22 protein-coding genes are annotated in these 20,873 nt (G+C 64.0%); 13 read left to right on the forward strand and 9 right to left on the reverse strand.

Going from position 1 to position 20,873, the window contains the following annotated elements; all coding sequences use genetic code 11:
- Positions 1-25: 25 nt before the first annotated feature.
- The 3 genes from BXE_RS31545 to BXE_RS31555 form a co-directional block, all read right to left on the reverse strand.
- Positions 26-1,537 (reverse strand): CoA-acylating methylmalonate-semialdehyde dehydrogenase, encoded by a 1,512-nt coding sequence (locus BXE_RS31545; RefSeq protein ID WP_011492183.1) that lies wholly within the window; start codon positions 1,535-1,537, stop codon positions 26-28.
- A 59-nt stretch (positions 1,538-1,596) separates the two neighbouring features.
- Entirely contained in the window at positions 1,597-3,288 is a 1,692-nt protein-coding gene (locus BXE_RS31550; protein ID WP_011492184.1) for an AMP-binding protein, read from the reverse strand.
- A gap of 109 nt (positions 3,289-3,397) precedes the next feature.
- The gene (locus BXE_RS31555; RefSeq protein WP_011492185.1) at positions 3,398-4,531 is read right to left on the reverse strand and encodes an acyl-CoA dehydrogenase; all 1,134 of its coding nucleotides are present in this window, start codon (positions 4,529-4,531) and stop codon (positions 3,398-3,400) included.
- Between the two features lie 279 nt (positions 4,532-4,810).
- Between BXE_RS31555 and BXE_RS31560 the strand changes: the two genes are divergently transcribed.
- The 7 genes from BXE_RS31560 to BXE_RS31590 all read left to right on the forward strand — a co-directional run bounded on the left by BXE_RS31560 (position 4,811) and on the right by BXE_RS31590 (position 11,274).
- Positions 4,811-5,872, forward strand: coding sequence for an AraC family transcriptional regulator (locus BXE_RS31560; protein ID WP_040125274.1), 1,062 nt, complete (start codon positions 4,811-4,813; stop codon positions 5,870-5,872).
- A 93-nt stretch (positions 5,873-5,965) separates the two neighbouring features.
- The gene (locus BXE_RS31565) at positions 5,966-7,606 is read left to right on the forward strand and encodes an NfeD family protein (RefSeq protein WP_011492187.1); all 1,641 of its coding nucleotides are present in this window, start codon (positions 5,966-5,968) and stop codon (positions 7,604-7,606) included.
- Complete coding sequence (locus tag BXE_RS31570; protein WP_011492188.1) at positions 7,603-8,376, forward strand: slipin family protein; 774 nt, start codon at positions 7,603-7,605, stop codon at positions 8,374-8,376. The genes BXE_RS31565 and BXE_RS31570 overlap by 4 nt, the downstream gene beginning before the upstream one ends.
- A gap of 128 nt (positions 8,377-8,504) precedes the next feature.
- On the forward strand, positions 8,505-8,765 hold the full coding sequence (locus BXE_RS31575) for a DUF4148 domain-containing protein (protein ID WP_011492189.1): 261 nt from the start codon (positions 8,505-8,507) through the stop codon (positions 8,763-8,765).
- A gap of 209 nt (positions 8,766-8,974) precedes the next feature.
- A complete protein-coding gene (locus BXE_RS48275; protein WP_011492190.1) occupies positions 8,975-9,205 on the forward strand; it encodes a hypothetical protein in 231 nt (76 codons plus the stop codon).
- 87 nt (positions 9,206-9,292) lie between these two features.
- Complete coding sequence (locus BXE_RS31585) at positions 9,293-10,594, forward strand: NCS2 family permease (RefSeq protein WP_011492191.1); 1,302 nt, start codon at positions 9,293-9,295, stop codon at positions 10,592-10,594.
- Positions 10,595-10,743: 149 nt separating this feature from the next.
- Entirely contained in the window at positions 10,744-11,274 is a 531-nt protein-coding gene (locus tag BXE_RS31590) for a cytochrome b (protein WP_011492192.1), read from the forward strand.
- Between the two features lie 199 nt (positions 11,275-11,473).
- Here BXE_RS31590 and BXE_RS31595 read toward each other — a convergent pair whose 3' ends face one another.
- Positions 11,474-11,764, reverse strand: a complete 291-nt coding sequence (locus BXE_RS31595) for a DUF1488 domain-containing protein (protein WP_007177602.1) — start codon at positions 11,762-11,764, stop codon at positions 11,474-11,476.
- Between the two features lie 401 nt (positions 11,765-12,165).
- Between BXE_RS31595 and BXE_RS31600 the strand changes: the two genes are divergently transcribed.
- Positions 12,166-14,163 (forward strand): sigma-54-dependent Fis family transcriptional regulator, encoded by a 1,998-nt coding sequence (locus BXE_RS31600; protein ID WP_040124606.1) that lies wholly within the window; start codon positions 12,166-12,168, stop codon positions 14,161-14,163.
- Positions 14,164-14,210: 47 nt separating this feature from the next.
- Positions 14,211-14,522 carry a 2Fe-2S iron-sulfur cluster-binding protein gene (locus BXE_RS31605; protein WP_040124603.1) on the forward strand — a complete coding sequence of 104 codons (312 nt, stop codon included), beginning with the start codon at positions 14,211-14,213 and terminating at the stop codon, positions 14,520-14,522.
- A gap of 63 nt (positions 14,523-14,585) precedes the next feature.
- Here BXE_RS31605 and BXE_RS31610 read toward each other — a convergent pair whose 3' ends face one another.
- From BXE_RS31610 to BXE_RS31620, 3 genes are read right to left on the reverse strand one after another with little or no spacing between them, the layout of a single operon-like run.
- On the reverse strand, positions 14,586-14,780 hold the full coding sequence (locus BXE_RS31610; protein WP_007177605.1) for a YqaE/Pmp3 family membrane protein: 195 nt from the start codon (positions 14,778-14,780) through the stop codon (positions 14,586-14,588).
- Positions 14,781-14,999: a DUF1653 domain-containing protein gene (locus BXE_RS31615; protein ID WP_011492195.1), complete on the reverse strand. Its 219-nt coding sequence runs from the start codon at positions 14,997-14,999 to the stop codon at positions 14,781-14,783. It abuts the gene before it with no gap.
- 55 nt (positions 15,000-15,054) lie between these two features.
- A complete protein-coding gene (locus tag BXE_RS31620; protein ID WP_007177607.1) occupies positions 15,055-15,699 on the reverse strand; it encodes a helix-turn-helix transcriptional regulator in 645 nt (214 codons plus the stop codon).
- 199 nt (positions 15,700-15,898) lie between these two features.
- Between BXE_RS31620 and BXE_RS31625 the strand changes: the two genes are divergently transcribed.
- From BXE_RS31625 to infA, 3 genes are all read left to right on the forward strand, one after another.
- Positions 15,899-16,117: a hypothetical protein gene (locus tag BXE_RS31625; RefSeq protein WP_040124600.1), complete on the forward strand. Its 219-nt coding sequence runs from the start codon at positions 15,899-15,901 to the stop codon at positions 16,115-16,117.
- Positions 16,118-16,716: 599 nt separating this feature from the next.
- Positions 16,717-16,998: a hypothetical protein gene (locus BXE_RS31630; protein ID WP_007177609.1), complete on the forward strand. Its 282-nt coding sequence runs from the start codon at positions 16,717-16,719 to the stop codon at positions 16,996-16,998.
- A 131-nt stretch (positions 16,999-17,129) separates the two neighbouring features.
- Complete coding sequence (infA, locus tag BXE_RS31635; protein ID WP_007177610.1) at positions 17,130-17,402, forward strand: translation initiation factor IF-1; 273 nt, start codon at positions 17,130-17,132, stop codon at positions 17,400-17,402.
- A 274-nt stretch (positions 17,403-17,676) separates the two neighbouring features.
- Here infA and BXE_RS31640 read toward each other — a convergent pair whose 3' ends face one another.
- Positions 17,677-18,696, reverse strand: coding sequence for an alcohol dehydrogenase (locus tag BXE_RS31640; protein ID WP_011492198.1), 1,020 nt, complete (start codon positions 18,694-18,696; stop codon positions 17,677-17,679).
- A gap of 299 nt (positions 18,697-18,995) precedes the next feature.
- The gene (locus BXE_RS31645; RefSeq protein WP_011492199.1) at positions 18,996-19,565 is read right to left on the reverse strand and encodes a MarR family winged helix-turn-helix transcriptional regulator; all 570 of its coding nucleotides are present in this window, start codon (positions 19,563-19,565) and stop codon (positions 18,996-18,998) included.
- Positions 19,566-19,995: 430 nt separating this feature from the next.
- On the opposite strand from BXE_RS31645, the gene BXE_RS31650 reads away from it, so the two are divergent.
- On the forward strand, positions 19,996-20,865 hold the full coding sequence (locus tag BXE_RS31650) for a transporter substrate-binding domain-containing protein (RefSeq protein ID WP_011492200.1): 870 nt from the start codon (positions 19,996-19,998) through the stop codon (positions 20,863-20,865).
- Positions 20,866-20,873 lie beyond the last annotated feature (8 nt).

Below are 20,873 nucleotides of genomic sequence, written 5' to 3' on the forward strand. Positions count from 1 at the left end.
GTGTGTCCGCTCGCTCGCCACGCGCTCAGCGCAGGCTGATAGTCGTGTTCACACCGTCGTTCACGGTGTCGTCGTCGAACCAGCGGGCGGTAACGGTCTTGGTCTGCGTGTAGAACTGCACGACCTGTTTGCCGTACGGGCCGAGGTCGCCGAGTTTCGAGCCGCGCGAGCCGGTGAAGCTGAAGAACGGCACCGGCACCGGAATCGGAATGTTGATGCCGACCTGGCCGATATCGATCTCGCTCTGGAACTTGCGCGCCGCCGCGCCGCTCTGCGTGAAGAGGCCCACGCCATTGCCGAACGGATTGCGGTTGACGAGTTCGATCGCGTCGTCGAGCGTGGCGACGCTCAACACCACCAGCACGGGCCCGAAAATTTCCTGGCGATAGATTTCCATTTCAGTGGTGACGTCGGTAAAGAGCGTGGGGCCGATGAAGTTGCCCTGCTCGTAGCCCGGCACCTTCACGTCGCGGCCGTCCAGCGCCAGCGTGGCGCCTTCTTTCACGCCTGTTTCGATCAAACCGAGAATGCGCTGCTTCGCCGCGCGCGACACGACCGGGCCGATATCCGTGTTCGGTTCGTTGCCCGCGTTGACCTTGAGCGTCTTCGCCTTCGCCACCAACTCCGGCAACCATTGCTGCGCGGCGCCCACCAGCACGACCACCGAAGTCGCCATGCAGCGTTGGCCCGCCGCACCAAAACCCGCGCCGGCCAGTGCGTTCAACGTCTGCTCGCGGTTCGCATCGGGCAACACCACCGCGTGATTCTTTGCGCCCATCATCGATTGAACGCGCTTGCCGTGTTCGCTGCCGAGGCGGTACACATGCGTGCCGACCGCCGTCGAGCCCACGAACGATATGGCCTTGACGAGTTCGTGCGTGCACAGCGCGTCCACCACTTCTTTACCGCCATGCACCACGTTCAGCACGCCCTTGGGCACGCCGGCTTCGAGCGCGAGTTCGACCAGTTGCATGGTCGAAAGCGGATCCTGCTCGGACGGCTTGAGCACGAACGTATTGCCGCACACGATCGCCATCGGGAACATCCACAGCGGGATCATCGCCGGGAAGTTGAACGGCGTGATGCCGGCGCACACGCCGATCGGTTGACGCAACGTGTACGTGTCCACGCCGCCCGCCACGTTCTCCGCGAATTCGCCCTGCTGCAGCGTGCCGATCGAACACGCATGCTCGACCACTTCGAGGCCGCGGAAAATATCGCCTTCGGCGTCGGGAATCGTCTTGCCCTGCTCGGCGCTCAAGGTCTTCGCGATCCGCGGCATATGCTCGCGAATCAGCGCTTGGTACTTCAGCATGATGCGCATGCGCGCGCCGATCGGTGTGTCCTTCCAGGTTTTGAAGGCGGCGTGCGCGGAACGGATCGCTTCGTTCACCTCGTCGGTGGTGGCGAACGGTACGCGCGCCAGGACTTGCTGCGTGGCGGGGTTGACGATATCGCGCCATTCGGTGGTCTTCGATTCGACGAATTCACCGTTGATCAACAGTTTGACAGTGGCAATGGCCGCAGTTGCGCTCATGCTGAAACTCCTGTGCAGTGGCCGCGAGGCGGCCGGGCAGTGACGGGTAATGAAAAGAATCAACGCAGATCCGGGAAATCCTCTTCCCAATACTCGCCGGGCAGGCGCGCGGGTTCGGCCGCGCGCTCCATTTCGCGGCGCCGCAACTCGACGCGGCGGATCTTGCCGGAGATGGTCTTGGGCAGTTCGCTGAATTGCAGGCGGCGAATCCGCTTGTACGGTGCGAGTTTTTCGCGCGAAAACGCGAACACGGCGCGCGCGAGTTCGGGCCCGGCTTCGTAGCCCTGGCGCACGGTGACGAACGCCTTGGGCACCGACAGACGCAGCGCGTCGGCGCTCGGCACCACGGCGGCTTCGCCGATCGCCTCGTGTTCGATCAGCACGCTTTCGAGTTCGAACGGACTCAGGCGGTAGTCGGACGACTTGAACACGTCGTCCGCGCGGCCGACGTAGACGTAATAGCCATCGTCACGGCGCAGCGCGACGTCGGACGTGCGATAGAAACCGTTGCGCATGGCCTGCGCGGTGGCGTTGGCATTGTTCGCATAGCCGGTCATCAGGCCGAGCGGCCGCTCGGCCAGCGGCAGCGCGATTTCGCCTTCGGTGACGGGCTGATCGTCGGCATCGAGCAACTCGATTCTGTAGCCGGGCAGCGGACGTCCCATCGAACCGGGCACGACTGGCTGGCCCGGCGAGTTGCCGATCTGGCAGGTGGTTTCGGTCTGGCCGAAGCCGTCGCGAATCGTAATGCCCCACGCGTGCTTCACCCGTTCGATGATCTCCGGATTCAACGGCTCGCCGGCGCCGACGATCTCGCGCAGCCTGACCGGGTAGTCGGTCAGATGCTCCTGCACGAGCATGCGCCACACCGTAGGCGGCGCGCACAGCGTGGTGACGTTGAAACGCACCAGCACGTTCAACGTGTCTTTCGCCACGAAGCGCGGGAAGTTGAAGACGAACACGCAGGCCTGTGCATTCCACGGCGCGAAAAAGCAGCTCCACGCGTGCTTGGCCCAACCCGGCGAGCTGATATTCCAATGGATGTCGTTCGGTTGCAGGCCGATCCAGTACATGGTCGACAGATGGCCGACCGGGTAGCTTTGATGGGTGTGTTCGACGAGTTTGGGCTTCGAGGTGGTGCCCGACGTGAAGTACAGCAGCATCGGGTCGGTGGCGTGCGTGACGCCTTGCGGCGTGAATTGCGGCGATGCGTCGTAGGCTGCGGACAGATCGATCCAACCCTCGCGCGGCGCGCCGACCGACAGGCGCGTGAGCGGCGTCTCCAGCGTATCGAATTTGGCCAGCTCCGCGCTATCCACCACGACGAACTTCGCGCCGCCGATCTGCACGCGGTCGCGTACGTCGTCGGCGGAAAGCTGGGTAGTGGCGGGCAGCACGATCGCGCCGAGCTTCATGGCCGCGAGCATCACGTCCCAGAGTTCGACGCGGTTCGGCAGCATCAGCAGCAGACGGTCGCCGCGGCCCACGCCCACACCGCGCAGGAAATTCGCCATGCGCGCCGAACGCTCCGACATCTGCGCGTACGACAGGCGCAGGCCGTCGCCGGCGGGGTCGTCGACGATCCACAGCGCGGGATTGTCGTTATTGCGCGCGATCACGTCGAAGTAGTCGAGCGCCCAGTTGAACTCGCCCAGTGCCGGCCACGCGAATTCGCGGTACGCGCGGTCGTAGTCGGTTCGATGGCGCAATAGCAGGTCGCGCGCGTCGAAAAAAGCCTTTGCTGCTGTCATCGTCGTCTCCTTATGGCGCGGTATGTACTCCGCTCTTTTGTCCGTTGCGGCACTGCTTTTCTGCTCGCCCGGCAAGCTATTCTGCGCTCAAATGCAGCCTCGCTTGCATTTACACATGGCGCGCTATCACCATGCGTTGCACTTCGCTGGTTCCTTCGTAAATCTGCGTGATGCGTGCATCGCGGTAGTGGCGCTCCACCGCGTAGTCCTCCAGATAACCATAGCCGCCGTGAATCTGAATCGCGTTCGAGCAGATTTCCTCGGCCAGCTCCGAGGCGAACAGCTTCGCCTGCGAAGCCTCCGACAAACACGGCTTGCCTTCCGTGCGCAGCCGCGCCGCGTGATGCACGAGCAGGCGCGCAGCATTCAAACGCGTGGCCATGTCGGCGAGCATGTTGGCGATGGTCTGATGCTCCTTCAACGCCTTGCCGAACTGGATGCGTTCGCTCGCATAGAGACGCGCGGCATCGAACGCGGCCCGCGCGATGCCGAGCGCCTGCGCGGCAATGCCGATGCGCCCGCCTTCGAGATTCGACAGCGCGATGCGCAAGCCCTCGCCCGGCTCGCCGAGCAGATTGGCTTCGGGCACGGCGCAGTCGTCGAGCGAGATCGGGCAGGTGTCGGACGCGCGAATGCCGAGCTTGTGTTCCGGCTTGCCGACGTTGAAGCCCGGCGTATCGGTAGGCACGATGAAGGCCGACAGACCGCGCTTGCCGCGATCGGGATCGGTGACGGCGAACACGATTGCGACATGGGCGCGAGCGCCGTTGGTCACGAACTGCTTGCTGCCGTTGAGAATCCACTTGCCGTCGCGCAGCACGGCGCGGGTGCGCAGATTGTTCGCCTCGGAGCCGGCCTGCGGCTCAGTCAGGCAGAACGCGCCGATGCGGCGGCCGGTCGCGAGGTCGTGCAGATAGCGGTCTTTTTGCGCTGCGCTGCCGAAGTTGAGGATCGGCCCGCAGCCGACCGAGTTATGCACGCTCATCAGCGTGGCGCACGAGGCGCAGCCCGCGGCGATCTCTTCGAGCGCGAGCGCATAGGCCACGTAGTCCGTATAGGAGCCGCCCCATTCCGCCGGCACGATCATGCCGAGAAAGCCGAGTTCGCCCATTTGCGTGACGACCTCGGCGGGCAGTTGCGCGTCGCGGTCCCACTGACCCGCGTACGGCGCGAGGCGCTCGGTGGCAAAGTCGCGCGCGGCGTCGCGGATCATTCGTTGTTCGTCGGTGTAGAAGCTGTCCATAGTGCCCGGTCCTGTTCTGTACGTCTGATCGCGGCTGATTTGCCGCCTCGCGATGGGTCTCCCAACGCAAGCTGCGCGCGATCGGTTCGGACCCAGTGTAGGCAAGCCACTGGACAGGTTCGATGCTCAGCCCGATCATTCTGACTGAGCGCATTTGCCATACCGGTAAGACGCGAGGCCAACTCCATCCGCAATTTCAAGGACTTGGCGAATCACCACCGGCAAAATGCTGAGCGCTTTTGCCAGCTTGAGCCAATCTGCCCGACACGCATGAAGAACATGAAGAACGATAAAGGCACGATTTCCGTCAGCATGGTCGAGGAAGCGCTCGCGCTGGCGCGCTCGCGCGGCCTGGACGCGCTGCCGCTCGCCGAAGCCGCCGGCATCGCGGCGCCCATGCTGGCGTCGCCGAAAAGCCGGGTGTCGTCCGCGCAATACGGCGCGCTGTGGGCCGCGATTGCGCGCGCGCTCGACGACGAGTTCTTCGGCCAGGATTCGCATCGCATGAAAAGCGGCAGCTTCATCGCCATGACGCAAACCGCGCTGACCGCGCGCAACGGCGCGCAGGCGCTGGCGCGCGCGGTCGGCTTCATGCGGCTGGTGCTGGACGATCTCGGCGTGCAGATCGAAACGGACACGCGAGCGGACACGCGAGCGGACACGCAGCACGTGAGGCTGCGCTTCGTGGAAAACCCCAACGCGCCGCCGCCGGCCATGTTTGCGTATGCAACTTACTTCATCCTCGTGTACGGGCTGCTGTGCTGGCTGGTCGGGCGGCGCATTCCGTTGCTCGAAGCGCGCTTTCGCTGCGCCGAGCCGCCCGCCGCGCACGAATACCGCCTGATGTTCTGCGATCACATGAGCTTCGGCCAGGCCGAGTCGTACGTCGATCTCGCAGCGGCGTTTCTCGACCTTCCCGTGGTCCAGACCACGAAATCGGTCAAACCGTTCCTGCGCGATGCGCCCGGCAGCTTCATCGTCAAGTACCGCAATCCCGGCTCGCTCGCCGCGCGCGTGCGCAAGATGCTGCGCGCCCTGCCGATGGCCGGCTGGCCCGCCGCCGATCAGATGGCCGAACGGCTGCACGTGGCGGAAGCCACCATGCGGCGGCGTTTGAAACAGGAAGGCTATACGTACCAGTCGATCAAGGACGACCTGCGGCGCGACATCGCGATCGGCGAACTGCAGGATACCAACCGCACCATTGCCGACATCGCCACCTCAGTGGGGTTTGCCGAGCCGAGTGCGTTTCATCGCGCGTTTCGCAAGTGGACCGGCATGCGGCCGACCGACTACCGGCCGGCGCGCGCGGATTTCACGCGCCGGACGGAATCGGACTAAGCTGTAAGGAGCAGGCCAGCCTTCTTGTGGGGTATCGGCCCGCGCCGGTCGATACGCGTCGATAAGCGTCGACGGGCGCGGCAGCCGTCAGCGATGAGCACGTATCCGCGTCTCCCGTTCCGGCAGTCTGGCTCGCGCATGTCGCTTATCCGTGGCGGCGTCGTGGGCCGGTTGATGCGCGGCATCACCGTGCTCGGCGTGCTTTTGGCGTTCGGCTTCGCGTCGTGCGAATCCACTGTGGTGGATGTCCCGCTTCGCGCCGCCGTCGCGCCCAACAGCGTGGTGGTGATTCCGGTAAATGGCGCAATCAGTCCGGCGAGTGCCGACTTCATCGTGCGCAGTCTTCAGCGTGCCGCCGACGAGCGCGCGCAACTCGCCGTGCTGCAACTCGACACGCCAGGCGGGCTCGATACGTCGATGCGGCAGATCATCAAGGCGATTCTCGCCTCGCCGGTGCCGGTCGCCGCTTTCATCGCCCCCAGCGGCGCGCGCGCGGCAAGCGCCGGCACGTATATCGTCTATGCAAGCCACATCGCGGCGATGGCGCCCGGCACCAATCTCGGCGCGGCAACGCCGATCCAGATGGGCATCGGCGCCGAACCGCCGGCGGGCGGCGGCGCGCCGGGCTTGCCGGGTATTGGCGGCGGCGGTGGCAGCGGTGGCAGCGGTGGCAGCGGCAGCGGCGACGGCGACGGCAATAGCCCGGTCAAACCCGCGGCCTCGACAGCCTCCGCGCCCTCCGGTTCCGCCAGGGCGTTGCCGCTCGACACCCAATCGACCGAAACGCGCAAGCAGGTCCACGACGCGGCCGCCTATATCCGCGGCCTCGCGCAGATGCGCGGGCGCAACGCCGACTGGGCCGAGCGCGCGGTGCGCGAAGCCGTGAGCCTGCCGGCGGCGGACGCGCTCGCGCAGCACGTCGTCGATCTGAATGCGCGCGACGTGCCCGATCTGCTGCGCCAGCTGGACGGCCGCACGCTCGTCACGAGCGCCGGCAACGTCACCCTCAGGACGGCAAACGTGCCGGTCGTCACACTCGAAGCCGACTGGCGCAGCCATTTCCTCGCCGTGATCACCGATCCCAACGTCGCGCTGATCCTGCTGATGATCGGCATGTACGGCCTGTTCTTCGAATTCGCCAATCCGGGCTTCGTGCTGCCGGGCGTGGTCGGCGCGATCAGCCTGCTGCTCGGACTCTTCGCCATGCAGATGATGCCCATCAACTACGTCGGCCTCGGCCTGATCTTTCTCGGCATTGCGTTTCTGATCGGCGAGGCGTTTCTGCCGAGCTTCGGCTCGCTCGGCTTCGGCGGCGTGGCCGCGTTCGTGATCGGCGCGCTGATGCTGATCGACACCGACGTGCCCGGCTACGGCATCCCCCTGCCGATGATCGCCGCCGTGGCCGTCTTCAGCGTACTGTTCGTGCTGGGCGTGTCGCGACTCGCGCTGCGCGCGCGGCGCCAGCCAGTGGTAACGGGCTCGGAAGCGCTGATCGGCAGTGTCGGCGTGGTGCTCGACGGCGGCCTGCTGCCTGAGAACGCCGCCTCTGACGCCGCCTCTGACGTCACGGCAGACGGCGCGCTGGCCGGCTGGGCGCGCGTGCACGGCGAACGCTGGCGGGTGTCCAGCACGGCCCCGGTCGCAGCCGGCCATGCGGTGCGCGTCACCGCGCGGCGCGGCCTGACGTTGACCGTGGTGCCCACGGAAGCACGACAACAAGGAGAAAGCTCATGATCGGTTTCACATTCGGCTTCACCAGCATTCTGATTCTGCTGGTGGCCGCGCTGATTGCTTCGTCGATACGGATTTTCCGGGAATACGAACGCGGCGTCGTGTTCATGCTCGGCCGCTTCTGGAAGGTCAAGGGTCCCGGCCTCGTGCTGATCATTCCGATCGTGCAGCAGGCCGTGCGCATGGATCTGCGCACCGTCGTGTTCGACGTGCCGCCGCAGGACGTGATCACGCGCGACAACGTCTCGGTGAAGGTCAACGCCGTGGTGTATTTCCGCGTGGTCGATCCGGAGAAAGCGGTGATCCAGGTGGCGCGCTATTTCGAGGCGACCAGCCAGCTTTCGCAGACGACCTTGCGCGCGGTGCTCGGCAAACACGAGCTCGACGAACTGCTGGCGGATCGCGAGCAGCTGAACGCCGATATCCAGAAAGTGCTGGACGCGCAAACCGACGCGTGGGGCATCAAGGTGTCGATCGTGGAAATCAAGCATGTGGATATCAACGAAACGATGATCCGCGCGATTGCCCGCCAGGCCGAAGCCGAGCGCGAACGGCGCGCCAAGGTGATTCACGCCGAGGGCGAATTGCAGGCCTCGCAGCATTTGCTGGAAGCGGCGCAGACGCTGTCGCGCCAGCCGCAGGCCATGCAGTTGCGCTACCTGCAGACTCTCACGACGATCGCCGCCGACAAGAACTCGACGATCGTCTTCCCACTACCGATCGACCTGCTGAGCGCCGTGCTGGAGCGCTTCAGCAAGCCGTCGGCGCCCTGAGCCGAAGGGCGTCCGGTTCAGTTTGGTTCACCGGACGAAACGGTGCATTGCCTTCAATCGCCTTACTCGAAATGCATATGAAATCTAGAATGCCGGGGTCGTTTTTAACCGCTCCATAGGAGCCAGTCATGAAAATCATTTCCAGAGTTGGACTCGGCGCGCTGTTGGCCGCCGTGAGCATGAGCACCGCGTTTGCGCAAACTTCGGCGCGGCCTTACGACTCGTCGGCGCCGAAAACGCGTGCCGAAGTGAGGGCCGATCTGGCCGAATGGCGTGCCGCCGGCTATGATCCGCTCGACTGGATCAACTATCCGGTCAATGCGCAACATGCGGGCCGCATCGTCGCGGCACGGCGGGCGCAGCAACCGGGCGCCACGCTGACACAGTAAGCGCGAGCCGCCGCGCGGCATGCGGCGCCGCCCGCGACTGCAACGGTCGCGGGCGAACTTGGCCCCGCATGCCTTTCCCGCTTTGCCGCTTTGCCGCTTTGCCGCTTTGCCGCTTTGCCGCCACATCGTAATTCGCTTGCCGCGCCACCGCGTGCGCTGGCAAGGTATCATCTCGCCCCTTCGATAAACCCGCCGCCGGAATCCGAACCATGCCAATCCGGGTCGACGCCAATGCCTGTCCGGTCGTGATCGAGGACATGCCGTACCGTGCCGCGCGCCGCACCGGCATGACGCCGGCGCTGCTGGTCGCCAATCCGTTTCTGCGCGGCAACGGCCGCCGTCTGATGCGCCGGCGCCACAGTCTCCCGGCGAATCGCCCGTCGCATGAGGTTGATGCAGCGGCTCGCCCACACAATGCGGCACGCCGCCGCCAATCCTGACTACAATCCGCCCGTAGCGCCGGCGACGCGGCGCATGCACCGCTCCAACCACAAAAAACGCTTTCTGAACGACGAGAGACCCGCCTCATGGACTCCATAAAACGCTACTTCGGCTTCGAAGCCGCCGGCACCAACCTGCGCACCGAAGTGCTCGCCGGGGTGACCACCTTCCTGACGATGGCTTACATCATCTTCGTCAACCCGGCGATTCTGGGCGACGCCGGCATGCCGAAGGACGCGGTGTTCGTCGCGACCTGCATCGTGGCCGCGCTGGCCTCGCTGATCATGGGCCTGTACGCGAACTATCCGATCGCGCTCGCGCCGGGCATGGGCCTGAACGCGTACTTCGCGTACACCGTCGTCAAGGGCATGGGCTTCACCTGGCAGGCCGCGCTCGGCGCCGTGTTCATCTCCGGCTGCCTGTTTCTGATCGTCACGCTGTTCCGCGTGCGCGAAGTGATCGTCAACGGCATTCCGCATTCGATACGCATTGCCATCACCGGCGGTATCGGCCTTTTTCTCGCAATCATTTCGCTGAAGTCGGCCGGCGTGGTGGTCGGCAATCCGGCCACGCTCGTGACGCTCGGCGACCTGCACAACCCGCATGTGGTTCTCGCGGTGATCGGCTTCTTCGCGATCGTCACGCTGGACCATTTGCGGGTGCGAGGGGCGATCCTGATCGGCATTGTCGGCGTGACGGTGCTGAGCTTTTTCTTCGGCGGCAATCAGTTTCACGGCATCGTCTCGGCGCCGCCCTCCATCGCGCCGACACTGTTCCAGCTCGACATTCGCGGCGCGCTGTCGGGTGGCGTGCTGAACGTGATCCTCGTTTTCTTCCTCGTCGAACTGTTCGACGCGACCGGCACGCTGATGGGCGTGGCCAATCGCGCCGGACTGCTGGTGGAAGGCAAGATGCACCGGCTGAACCGCGCGCTGCTCGCCGACAGCACGGCCATTCTGGCCGGCTCGATGCTGGGGACCTCGTCGACCACCGCGTATATCGAGAGCGCGTCGGGCGTGCAGGCAGGCGGTCGCACGGGCGTGACCGCCATCACCGTGGCCGTGCTGTTCCTCGCGGCGCTCTTTTTCGCGCCGCTCGCGGGCGTGGTGCCCGGCTACGCGACGGCACCGGCGCTGCTGTATGTGTCGTGCCTGATGCTGCGCGAAATGCTCGACCTGCCGTGGGACGACGCCACCGAAGTCGTGCCGGCCGCGCTCACGGCGCTGCTGATGCCCTTCACCTATTCGATTGCCAATGGCGTCGCGTTCGGCTTCATCTCGTATGCGGGGCTGAAACTGCTCACCGGCCAGGCACGCAAGGTGAAGCTGGTGGTGTGGATCATCGCGGCGATTTTCCTCTTCCGCTATTTCTATCTCGGCAGCGAATAGGGCACAGCGAGGCACCGCGCCGGGTGCTCATGGGACGCGCCTGGCCCTGGATCAATCCCGATTTTATCGAGGGTGCCCATTCGGGTCGAGCACCGTTTATCATCTGATGATTGATAAAAACGATCGACCAGGTCACGGGAACCCACTCTATGTCTTACAGCCGCGCCTCGGAGCGCTACACGCCGCCCGCCATTTTCTTCCACTGGGCCATTTTTCTGCTGGTCGCGCTCGCTTATCTGGCGATCGAAATTCGCGGGCCCAAAGGCAGCGACAGCCGCGCGTTGTGGAGCAGCGTGCATTTCTGGTGCGGCACGCTGGTGCTGGGGCTGGCCTGTTTGCGTCTGCTGTGGCGATTGTGGGCGGGCGCGCCCGCCGAAGTCGAAGGCAACCGGCTGCTCGCCTTCCTCGCGCGCGCCGCGCATCTCGCCCTATACGTTTTCATCTTCGCGCAGCCGTTGCTCGGCATCCTGACGATCAACACCGGCGGCCATCCGGTCACGCTCGCGTGGGCCAACATCCAGTACACGCTGGTCGGCGCCGATCCTGTGGCGCGGCCATTGCTCAAGAGCGCGCATGAATGGCTCGGCAATGCGTTCTATTGGGTGATCGGCCTGCACGCGCTGGCGGCGCTCGCGCATCACGTGGTCTTCAAGGACCGGACGCTGCAGCGGATGATTTGAGCGCGCCTGCATACGCGCGCTTTGCGTTTCTGCGTTTCTGCGTTTCTGCGTTTTGCGTTTCTGCACGGCGGCACGCATGGCCGCGGACAGTCTGAATGATCGATTGATGCCGCGCGTGGGCTTCCTCAGTTTCTGATTCTTGCGCGGCGGTCCTGCTGCTTCCTGCTCCGGCGTTGGCTAACGCCGGACCCGCCCACGGTCAATTGCGCCAGTTCGCCTCGTAGAAGCGCACATAGCCGCTTCTGAGCACGAGACATTGCGCCCGCGTCTCCGATAGCAAACGCCGCGTGGCGGCTTCGATCCGGGCGCGATGCGTATCGAATGCGCCCACCATGTCCTCCAGACGCGGCGACGCGGCGCCGAAGTGGTCTTCCAGCGCCTCCGCCGTGATCATGCACTCCACCCTTTGCCCATCGACCATCGCCGGGAACGCCAAGGTAAGTTCGCGACCTGAATATTCAGGGGTTTCATTCGGGAAAAGGATCTGCATGGGAGTTCACCTGGAAGGTAGGTGCGGCGCATGGTGCTGCCTGGTAATGCGCACGCCGGTTGCGTCTGGTCGCGTCTCTGGCGCCAACCTCCTTGTCCAATGCTGACGACGCGGGCTCGTCACCTCGCGGCGGCAACGCTTTGGTTCGCAGCCCGCGGAGGTGATTTGATTCACTTTAGACGAGTTCGGGCGCGGCGCAAGTTTTCCTTCCGGTTTGCCTGATTTTGGTGCCCCGCGCGGTTTTTTGAGGCACTGCGCATGCGCCGTCTCCGTTTTTTCCCTGCCGCGCGCCGGGCGTTTCGTCCTGTAATATCGGTGTTCGACCGTGCGCGCGCATGTTGCGCCGCGGCATCGAGCGGAGGGCAACGTACCCGCCGTGTCCGTTTCACCGGAGACATGCCTTGACCCAACGTTCTGCCAACCCGCCCGCCGTCGGTCGGCCCGATGTCATCGCGCAGGCTCACGCCCGCTCGCTCGAGCTCGGTCTGCGCGCGTCGGAAATGCCGGACTTTCATCCGCTGCGCCGGCCCGCGCTGCGTGAGCTCGTCGATCGCAATCAGTCGCTTTATACGCACGCGCTTCCGGTCATGGAAACGCTGCATGCGCAGATCGTCGATACGCAAAGCATGGTGCTGCTCACCGACAATCACGGCGTGATCCTGCACAGTCTCGGCGACAGCGACTTCGTCGAAAAAGCCAATCGCGTCGCGCTGTGTCCGGGCGTTTCGTGGGCCGAGGCGGATCGCGGCACCAACGCGATCGGCACCGCGCTCGTGGACGGGCAGCCGACCGTCGTGCACGCGGGTGAACACTTCCTGCACGCCAACCGTATTCTCACCTGCTCGTGCGCGCCGATTGCGGATCCGTTCGGGCGCACCATCGGCGCGCTCGACGTGAGCGGCGATACGCGCGGCTTTCACAAGCACACGCTCGCGCTCGTCAGAATGTCAGCGCAGATGATCGAAAATCATCTGTTCTCCAATCAATTCGTCGATGCGATTCGCGTTCACTTTCACGCGCGCGCGGAGTTCATCGGCACGCTGTTCGAAGGGCTCGCGGCATTCGCGCCGGACGGCACGTTTCTGTCGGCCAACCGCAGCGCGCTGTTTCAATTCGGGCAGCCGCTGGCCGAACTGCAACGGCAACCCTTCGATGCACTGTTCGGGATCGCCTTCTCCAGGGTGTTGCAGCAGATCACGCGCGCGCCCGGCGAAACCATTCTGCTGACGCTGCCAAGCGGCGTGCGCGTGGTGGCGCGCGGCGAACACACCGCGCCCCGATATGTCGGACCGGCCGAAAGCCTCGACACCTCGCGCGCACCGCTCCCGGGCGGGGCGCGTCAAACGCCGCGCCCCGCCGAGCCTGCGCCGCTCGCCACGCTTGAAACGCTCGACACCGGCGACGCGCAGGTCGCCGCGATCCTGCGGCGTGTCGCCAAACTGCGCGGCCGCGATATTCCGATTCTCGTGCTCGGCAAGACGGGCACCGGCAAGGAGTGGCTCGCGCGCGCCATCCATCACGATTCGCCGCGACGGGCCGCGCCTTTCGTCGCGCTGAATTGCGCGTCGTTGCCCGATACGCTGATCGAAGCGGAGTTGTTCGGTTACGAAGACGGCGCGTTCACCGGCGCGAAAAAGCGCGGCAGCGTCGGCAAGATCGTGCAGGCCGACGGCGGCACGCTGTTCCTCGACGAAATCGGCGACATGCCACTCGCCCAGCAGGTGCGTTTGATGCGCGTTCTGCAGGAGCGCACCGTCGTGCCGCTCGGCGCAACCCGGGCGATTCCGGTGGATCTGCGCATTGTCTGCGCGACCCACCGCAACCTGCGCGCGATGATCGAAGACGGCACCTTCCGCGAAGACCTCTATTACCGGATCAATGGACTCGTGGTGACGCTGCCTGCGCTGCGCGAGCGTACCGATCTGCATGCGCTCGTCACGCGCATGCTGGCCTTGCAGCCCGACGGCGAGCGGCTGCCGCGCCGCGTGTCGGCCGAGGTGCTCGAACGATTTGCGCAATGCCGCTGGCCGGGCAATCTGCGGCAACTGGCCAACGTGTTGCGCACCGCGAGCATCATGGCCGAAGGTGCGCAGCAGATCGAACTCGACGATCTGCCCGACGACTTTCTGCAGGATTGCGTCGACGCGGCGGCGGAGCAAAGCGTGCAATCACCGCTGGCGCGTGCGGGTTCAGGCGTGGACGACGAGGCCCGCGCCGCTGCGCAAACCCAGGGGCAAGGTCAACAACCGCCGTCCGGCAAGATGGAAGCGTGGCAGGCCTCGCTGATTGCGCAGACGCTCGAGCGACTCGACGGCAATGTGTCGGCGGCGGCGCGCGAGCTGGGATTGGCGCGCAATACGGTGTACCGCTATTTGCGACGCGGCGGCACGACGCATTGAGGCGGCACCGTGTAAAGTGTGGCGCAATCCCGTCACAGACCTGCACGATGTCCGACTCTATCCGCCCGCCTCTCGTTCGCGTCGAACCACTTGGCCGGAGCTTCGAGGCGCCCGATTCGCTCACCATTCTCGAAGCCGCCGACTTCGCGAATCTGCGCTTGCCGCGCTCGTGCCGTAATGGAACGTGCCGTACGTGTATCTGCAGGATGACTGCGGGACGCGTGCGCTACTCGATCGAGTGGCCGGGTCTCAGCCGCGAAGAAAAACAGGAGGGCTATATTCTGCCGTGCGTGGCGATCGCGGAATCCGACGTGGTGATCGCGGTACCAGATGCGCTCGAACTGCCGCCGACCATGTGAAGTGCGGCGCCTTCGTGGCTCAGGGGCGCACTTACGGCGCACGCACGCGGCTCAGCGCAAGCCTTAACGCCCGTTACCCATTGCCCGGGCGATTTTCCTGTCGGTGTTGTACTGGCTCAGCGCGTACACCGACCAGATCGCGGCCGGAATCCAGCCGATCAGCGTGATCTGCAAAATCAGACAGATGATGCCGGCAAACGGACGGCCAATCGTGAAGAACTGAAACCACGGCAGAATGATGGCAAGCAGAAGACGCATTCAGATTCCTGTAGCTGGTAGTGCCTGGTTGATCGGTGCGAAGCGCGGCACCGTGGCGCCGTCCACTTCGACCAGTTCGAAAAATACCGAAGCCGGACGTGTCCAGATCGTACCATTAGCGGCTTTGTACACGATCATCGTGACTGTCGGATCCGATTCGAGCGTGGCCTCGCAAACCAGTTCGTAGATCCCGCCTTTGTAGTGCCTGTAGCGCACCATTCGCATCCCCTGAATCGAAAAAACGCAGTGCCTTCGCGCGGCAACGGTCGAAGCGTCAGCCGCCCTCTTTCATCTGCTTCAGAATCTTGTAGACGGTGGCGCGTCCCATTGTCAGCACGGCAGCCACGTAGTTCGCGGAACTGCGGCCGCGAAACGCGCCTTGTGCATGCAGCGCCTCGACGATCTCGCGCTTGTGTTCGCGCGTGAGCGCATTGATGCCGATCTGCCGTTCGCGCAGCCACGTGTGCAGGTACGTGTTGATGCGGTCCTGCCAGTCGTCACGAAACAGGTCCTCCGCGGGTGCGTCCGTCAGATTGCCACCTTTGATGAACAGATCGAGGGTGGAGCGCACGTCTTCGAACACCGCGATATTGAAGTTGATGCACAGCATGCCGGCCGGCTTGCCGTCGTCGTCGAACAGGATGTTGCTCACGCAACGCATGCGCCGGCCGTCCCAGTTGAGCTTTTCGTACGGGCCGATGGTCTGCCCGCGCGCCGCGTAATGGACTTCGTCCAGCACCGACGGCCCGCCGACTTCGAGCTTCGACAGGTTGTTCACGAGGTACGCGATGGTTTGATCGCGCAGGTCGTGAATCACCACTTCGGCGCACGGATAGAAAAGCGCCGCGATGCCGTCGGCGATAGGAGCGTAGCGCTCGAGCAGCAGGTCTTTCACGGGAGACACGTTTGGGTTGCGCATGGGGAAATCGCAGGGATCGAAGGACGCGGCAACTCGCCATTGTAGCCACCCGGCCCGGCCGCGGCGACCGCGGCGCCGATCACGCCCTCAAAAAAGCCATCGGCGGAGGCGGGCGCTTTACCGCGCGGCGAATTTTGTCCGCTTGGCGAGAGATTTTTTTTCGTGCGATAAAAGGAGCATCTATTTCACGGAGCAACAGATGGCTACGCTCGAAGCGTTTCGCGCCGTGCTCGATGACGCGGGCACGCCCGAAATCATCCGCAATCACATCATCGATTCGCTGCAGTACACGCTGCGCAATCACGGGCAGATTTTCACGTCGAAAGAAGTCGAATGGCTGGCCGGCTGGGATGACGCCCGCATTCCGCTCGCGGCATCGCGCGAGTTGCAGAAGCGCGTCGCCGAAACGTCCCGCTGAAGCACGAGCCTGTTGATCGTCCAGCGCCCGCGCCGCGACGGCGCCCTCCCTCACCCGGCGTACCGCTCATGGCGAGGCACGCCGTGCGCGCCCGCTACGTGGTACGCGAAGCCCCGCCGGCTGGGCGGTTTGCCCGTGCGCGGAACTTTTTGCTATCCAATTAGCCCTATTTAGTGCATCATATTGGAATAGCTGTATCCCGCATTCGTAGTTCCGGCGTTACCGGGCAACAATCAGGCAATATTGCGGATAGAACCGCAAGTAACACCGGGCAGGCTCAAACCGGCATCTTCGCACCACCCCCGGCTGTTCGACCGCCGTCTGTTGGCGGTCCCGTCATTCCGGCAATGCGCCGCATGCATTCGCCGTCGCGAGTTGTGCAGCTGAGGGTTCATTTACTGCCCGATGTCCGCGCGACATCAGCGTGTTTTCTCTCCATCGAATCCGCGATTTTGCGCGGCCGCGCTCAAGTCCTTGTCATCGGGCCTGTGCCAACCTTTTTCCATGGCGGCGCGCCCCAAGGTGCTGCGCTGCCCGGCCCGTCTTGCCGCGCGTAACACGCGTGACACGGCGGCCACGTAATACAGGACACGTGCTTCATGAATTCAGCTGTCAAGACGTACAAGGGTTACGAAATTCACCCGCTCGTCTATCCGCGCCGCCCGGCGGACGGTCAGACGAGCCGCAATCCGGACGCCGGCTACGACGCGTCGGTGCGCATCTGCCGTGTGGGCGCCAATCCGGCTGCCGACGGCCGTGTGTTCCGCCTGCAGTACCTGTTTCCGTTCGACGGCACGGGCAAGGCGCGCATTGCGTGCATGGCTCACGCCGAGCAATTGATCGACGGCCGTGTAGACGGCCAGTCCGTCGCCGATCTTTGAGCGGTACTATCAGCGCATAGGCTGATGCCGCAGGACAGCGGGCTCGAAAAACCCGCTATCGCCCCAATCTGATGTTGTGCTGCCCGGCGTGGGCGACCAACACCCCTTATCCCATCGACCAGGAGTTATGCATGGCGAAAGAAGAACTGCTTGAACTTGACGGTATCGTCGACGAAGTACTTCCGGATAGCCGTTACCGCGTGACGCTCGACAACGGCGTCGTGGTTGGCGCTTACGCGTCCGGACGCATGCGCAAGAACCATATCCGTATTCTCGCGGGCGACCGCGTGACGCTGGAACTGTCGGTCTACGACCTGACCAAAGGCCGGATCAATTTCCGTCATAAAGACGAGCGCGCCACCGGTGGCGGCGGTGCTCGCAATTCGCAATTCCGCCGCCGTTAAGGCCGGCGGCACGCTGACCGCGCTCCGCACGGTCCAGACGTGATCCATTGCAATTCAGTTGTACGCGAAGCCATTCGCGCGCCTTCTCCGGCTTGATTCGCTGATTCATTGACTCGAGCCTGAGCGGCGCGCTGCGGCGTCGCTTCGTTGCAGCCTGTTTTTGCCCGGTTTTCTTCAGCGCCCGGCGCTTTCTGCTGCCGGCGGGTGTTTCACCGCTTTCCTCGTTTTCCTCTACACACGCGCCTGAAGGCCTCGGTCCGTCGTCCGCCCACTCCTACCGCCCCGTGTTGAGCACGACCCTGAACCGCGCGGCGCCGCTCATCATCCGCTCGTAGGCTTCGGCCGCTTTCGTTAGCGGGAATTCTTCGATCATCGGTTTGATTCCCGAGAGTGCGCTGAACGCAAGCGTGTCCTGAGAATCCGCCGACGTGCCCGACGGCCAGCCCTGCACCGAATTTCGTCCCATGATGAACTGCGCGACCGGCACTTCGACGGGCTCGTCCGAGAGTCCTACCATGATCAGCTTACCGTTCAGCCCGAGGCCGCCCACCACGGCGCTCATCGCCTTGCCGCTCGTGACGGTGGCGAGAATGACGCGAGCGCCGCCCAGCGCCTGCAACGCTTGCGCCACATTCGCCGCCGTGCTGTCGATGTAGTGATGGGCGCCGAGTTGTTTCGCAAGACTTGCCTTGTCCTGCCCGCGCGCGATGGCCACGGTGACGAAGCCCATCTTTCGCGCGAACTGCACGCCGAGATGGCCGAGCCCGCCAATGCCCAGAATGGCGACCACATCGCCGGCGCGCGCGCCGCTATTGCGCAGCGCGTTGAATGTCGTGATGCCCGCGCATAGAAGCGGAGCGGCATCGACATCGGCGAGATCGTCGGGAATGCGCGCCAGTGCCTCGACGGGCGCCAGCATGAACTCGGCATAGCCGCCGTCGTAGCTGATGCCGGGCACGAGCGCGCGCTGGCACAGAACAAAATCGCCGCGGCGGCAATGCTCGCAGTGTCCGCAATGGCCGCCGTGCCAGCCGACGCCGACGCGCTGTCCCGCCTGCCATTCTTCGACGCCTGCGCCGACCGTATCGATCACGCCTGCAATTTCGTGCCCGGGCACCCGCGGATATTCCAGACCCGGCCACTGCCCTTCTTTTGTTAGCACGTCGCTGTGGCAGATACCGCACGCCTGGATCTTGATGAGCACCTGTCCGGCACCCGGTTCCGGCACGTCCCGTTCGACGAGTTCCAGGGGTCCGCCAGCCTGCGCCACCTGCACTGCCTTCATCGTTCGCATTGCTTTGTTCCTCCGTGAAAGAGACGAACGCGAGTCGATCGAACCCGGTCCGCAGATTTGCCGCCCACGCTACCCACCGGTCAGGCGCTCAGCTTACGCCATATTTTTTGATGGCATGTGACAGGCTGCCAAACCGGCAATGGACGGTGGCTCTGATTCGGCACACGGTCTCACACGATCCCACGCGATCCATTGAAGTCATTGCACCGCCGCTCATGGAAACGGGGCCGGCCTGCCGCCGGCTTCGCGCTATCGCTGCAATGAGCGGACGCTTCGATGCCGCGCTCGCAATGGCCACCCTACGCTTCGATCACCCCGTCCTTGACCGGTCCATCAGAACCGTAGGGTGTGCGCGCCACAGGAGTGCGGCTGAGTTCGTTGTTCGTATCTACCAGCAGCAGCAAATGCCGCAGGAATGTCGCTCGCTCATCGGGCGGCAACGCAGCAATGGTTCGTTCGTGCGCACGGGCCACGCGCGATTCGAGACGGCCCAGCAGCGCATGCCCGACTTCCGTCAATTCCGCGACCTTCTTGCGCCGATCCGCGCGCGACACGCGGCTCTGCACGAAGCGCCGCTGCCCAAGACGGGTAATCACGTCGGCCGTATTCGCGCGATCGAGTCCCACCGCGCGCGAAAGCACCACCTGCTCCGAAGGCCCCAACTGTTCGAGCGCCGTGAGAATGCTGTACTGCACCGGCGTGATGCCCTCGGGCGCGCACTCCTCCATGAACAGCGCAACGTGGATCTGGTGCAACCGCCGGATGAGGAAACCCGGCCGCTCATTGAGCGCCGTGTTGCGCCATGCGAGCACCGGATCTGATACGAGTTCGGGTTCGTCTGCGCTTGTGCGAGTCGTTGGCGCGTCCATGAACAAAGGGTTCCTCTTGCGATAGATACGGGTCATTCACGCCTCACGCGCGACGTTCATCAGCATACAGCGTATTCATGCGAACGCTTAGGAGCACCGCCGAAAAAAGGTCGGGCTCGTGAGCCACGCGCCTTGCAACCGAACCATGCGCAATTCTGAGGTATGCCGCAAGTCGGTGCGCCGATGCACGATTCAATCGCTTTTAAAACATATGTGGTGCACCACGCTTTTTCCTCACCAACATCCCACGCTGTGCGCTTCCCATCAGTCAACAACCTGCGACCACGCAGGTCGTTGGCATACCCCTTGCATATTCGAACGACGAATCGTCAGTACCCAAACGAATTTTCGATTCGACAACCGTCATCCATCGTCCGCGTGCATTCGAAGCGTTGTGCGCCGACGTAACCACCACGAAGGGGGGCTTTTCATGTCAGTCCGTCTCAACCGCAGCGATTTGTGCCAGTCGAAGCAGCGCAGCATCGTCACATTCCTGCGCACGTGCGCATTCGCGCTCGTCGCCGCCATCGGCGTGAGCCATGCCGCGCATGCCGCGAGCGCCGAAGAAATCAAGGCACGCGGCTATCTGAGCGTCGCGACCGAGGACGACTACACCCCGTTCGAATTCGTTGCCGACGGCAAGAACACCGGCTACGACAATGATCTGCTCGCACTCGTGCGCAAGAAGATCGGCGTCGACATAAAGCAGCAGGTCATGCCCTGGTCCGGCATTCTTCCCGGCGTGACGACGGGCAAGTACGACATGGCGCTGACCGCCGTGCTCGTCACGGACGAACGCAAGAAGACTTTCGATTTCGCGTCGCCGACATGCGAAGCCGTCACCTTCTACGCGGTCAAGAAGGGCTCGACGATCAAGAGTCCGGACGACCTCGTCGGCAAGGTAGTCGGCGCGGAAACCGGCAGCGCGATGCTCGCGGACCTCAAGCTCTTCAACGAGGAACTGAAGAAGAAGCATGGCGGCAACGGCCTCAAGCAGATTGTCGAGTACCAGTCCTATCCGGAGGCGTATCAGGATCTGGGGCTCGGACGCGTCGACGCCGTGGCCAACACGCAGATCAGTCTGAACTCGCTCGTGAAGACGCGGCCGGATACCTTTGTTGTCGGCCAGGCAATCGGCAAACCGACCTATATCGCGTGGGCGGTAAAGAAGGGCAACAGCGACGTGCTGAAAATGGTCGATGCCGCGCTACTCGAACTGCGCAAGAGCGGCGAAATGTACCAGCTCCAGCAGAAGTGGCTGGGCGCGACCTACAAAGACATGCCGCCGTCGGTCAACTGATGTCTTTC

It is taken from the genome of Paraburkholderia xenovorans LB400, assembly GCF_000013645.1.
Classification (GTDB): Bacteria; Pseudomonadota; Gammaproteobacteria; order Burkholderiales; family Burkholderiaceae; genus Paraburkholderia; species Paraburkholderia xenovorans.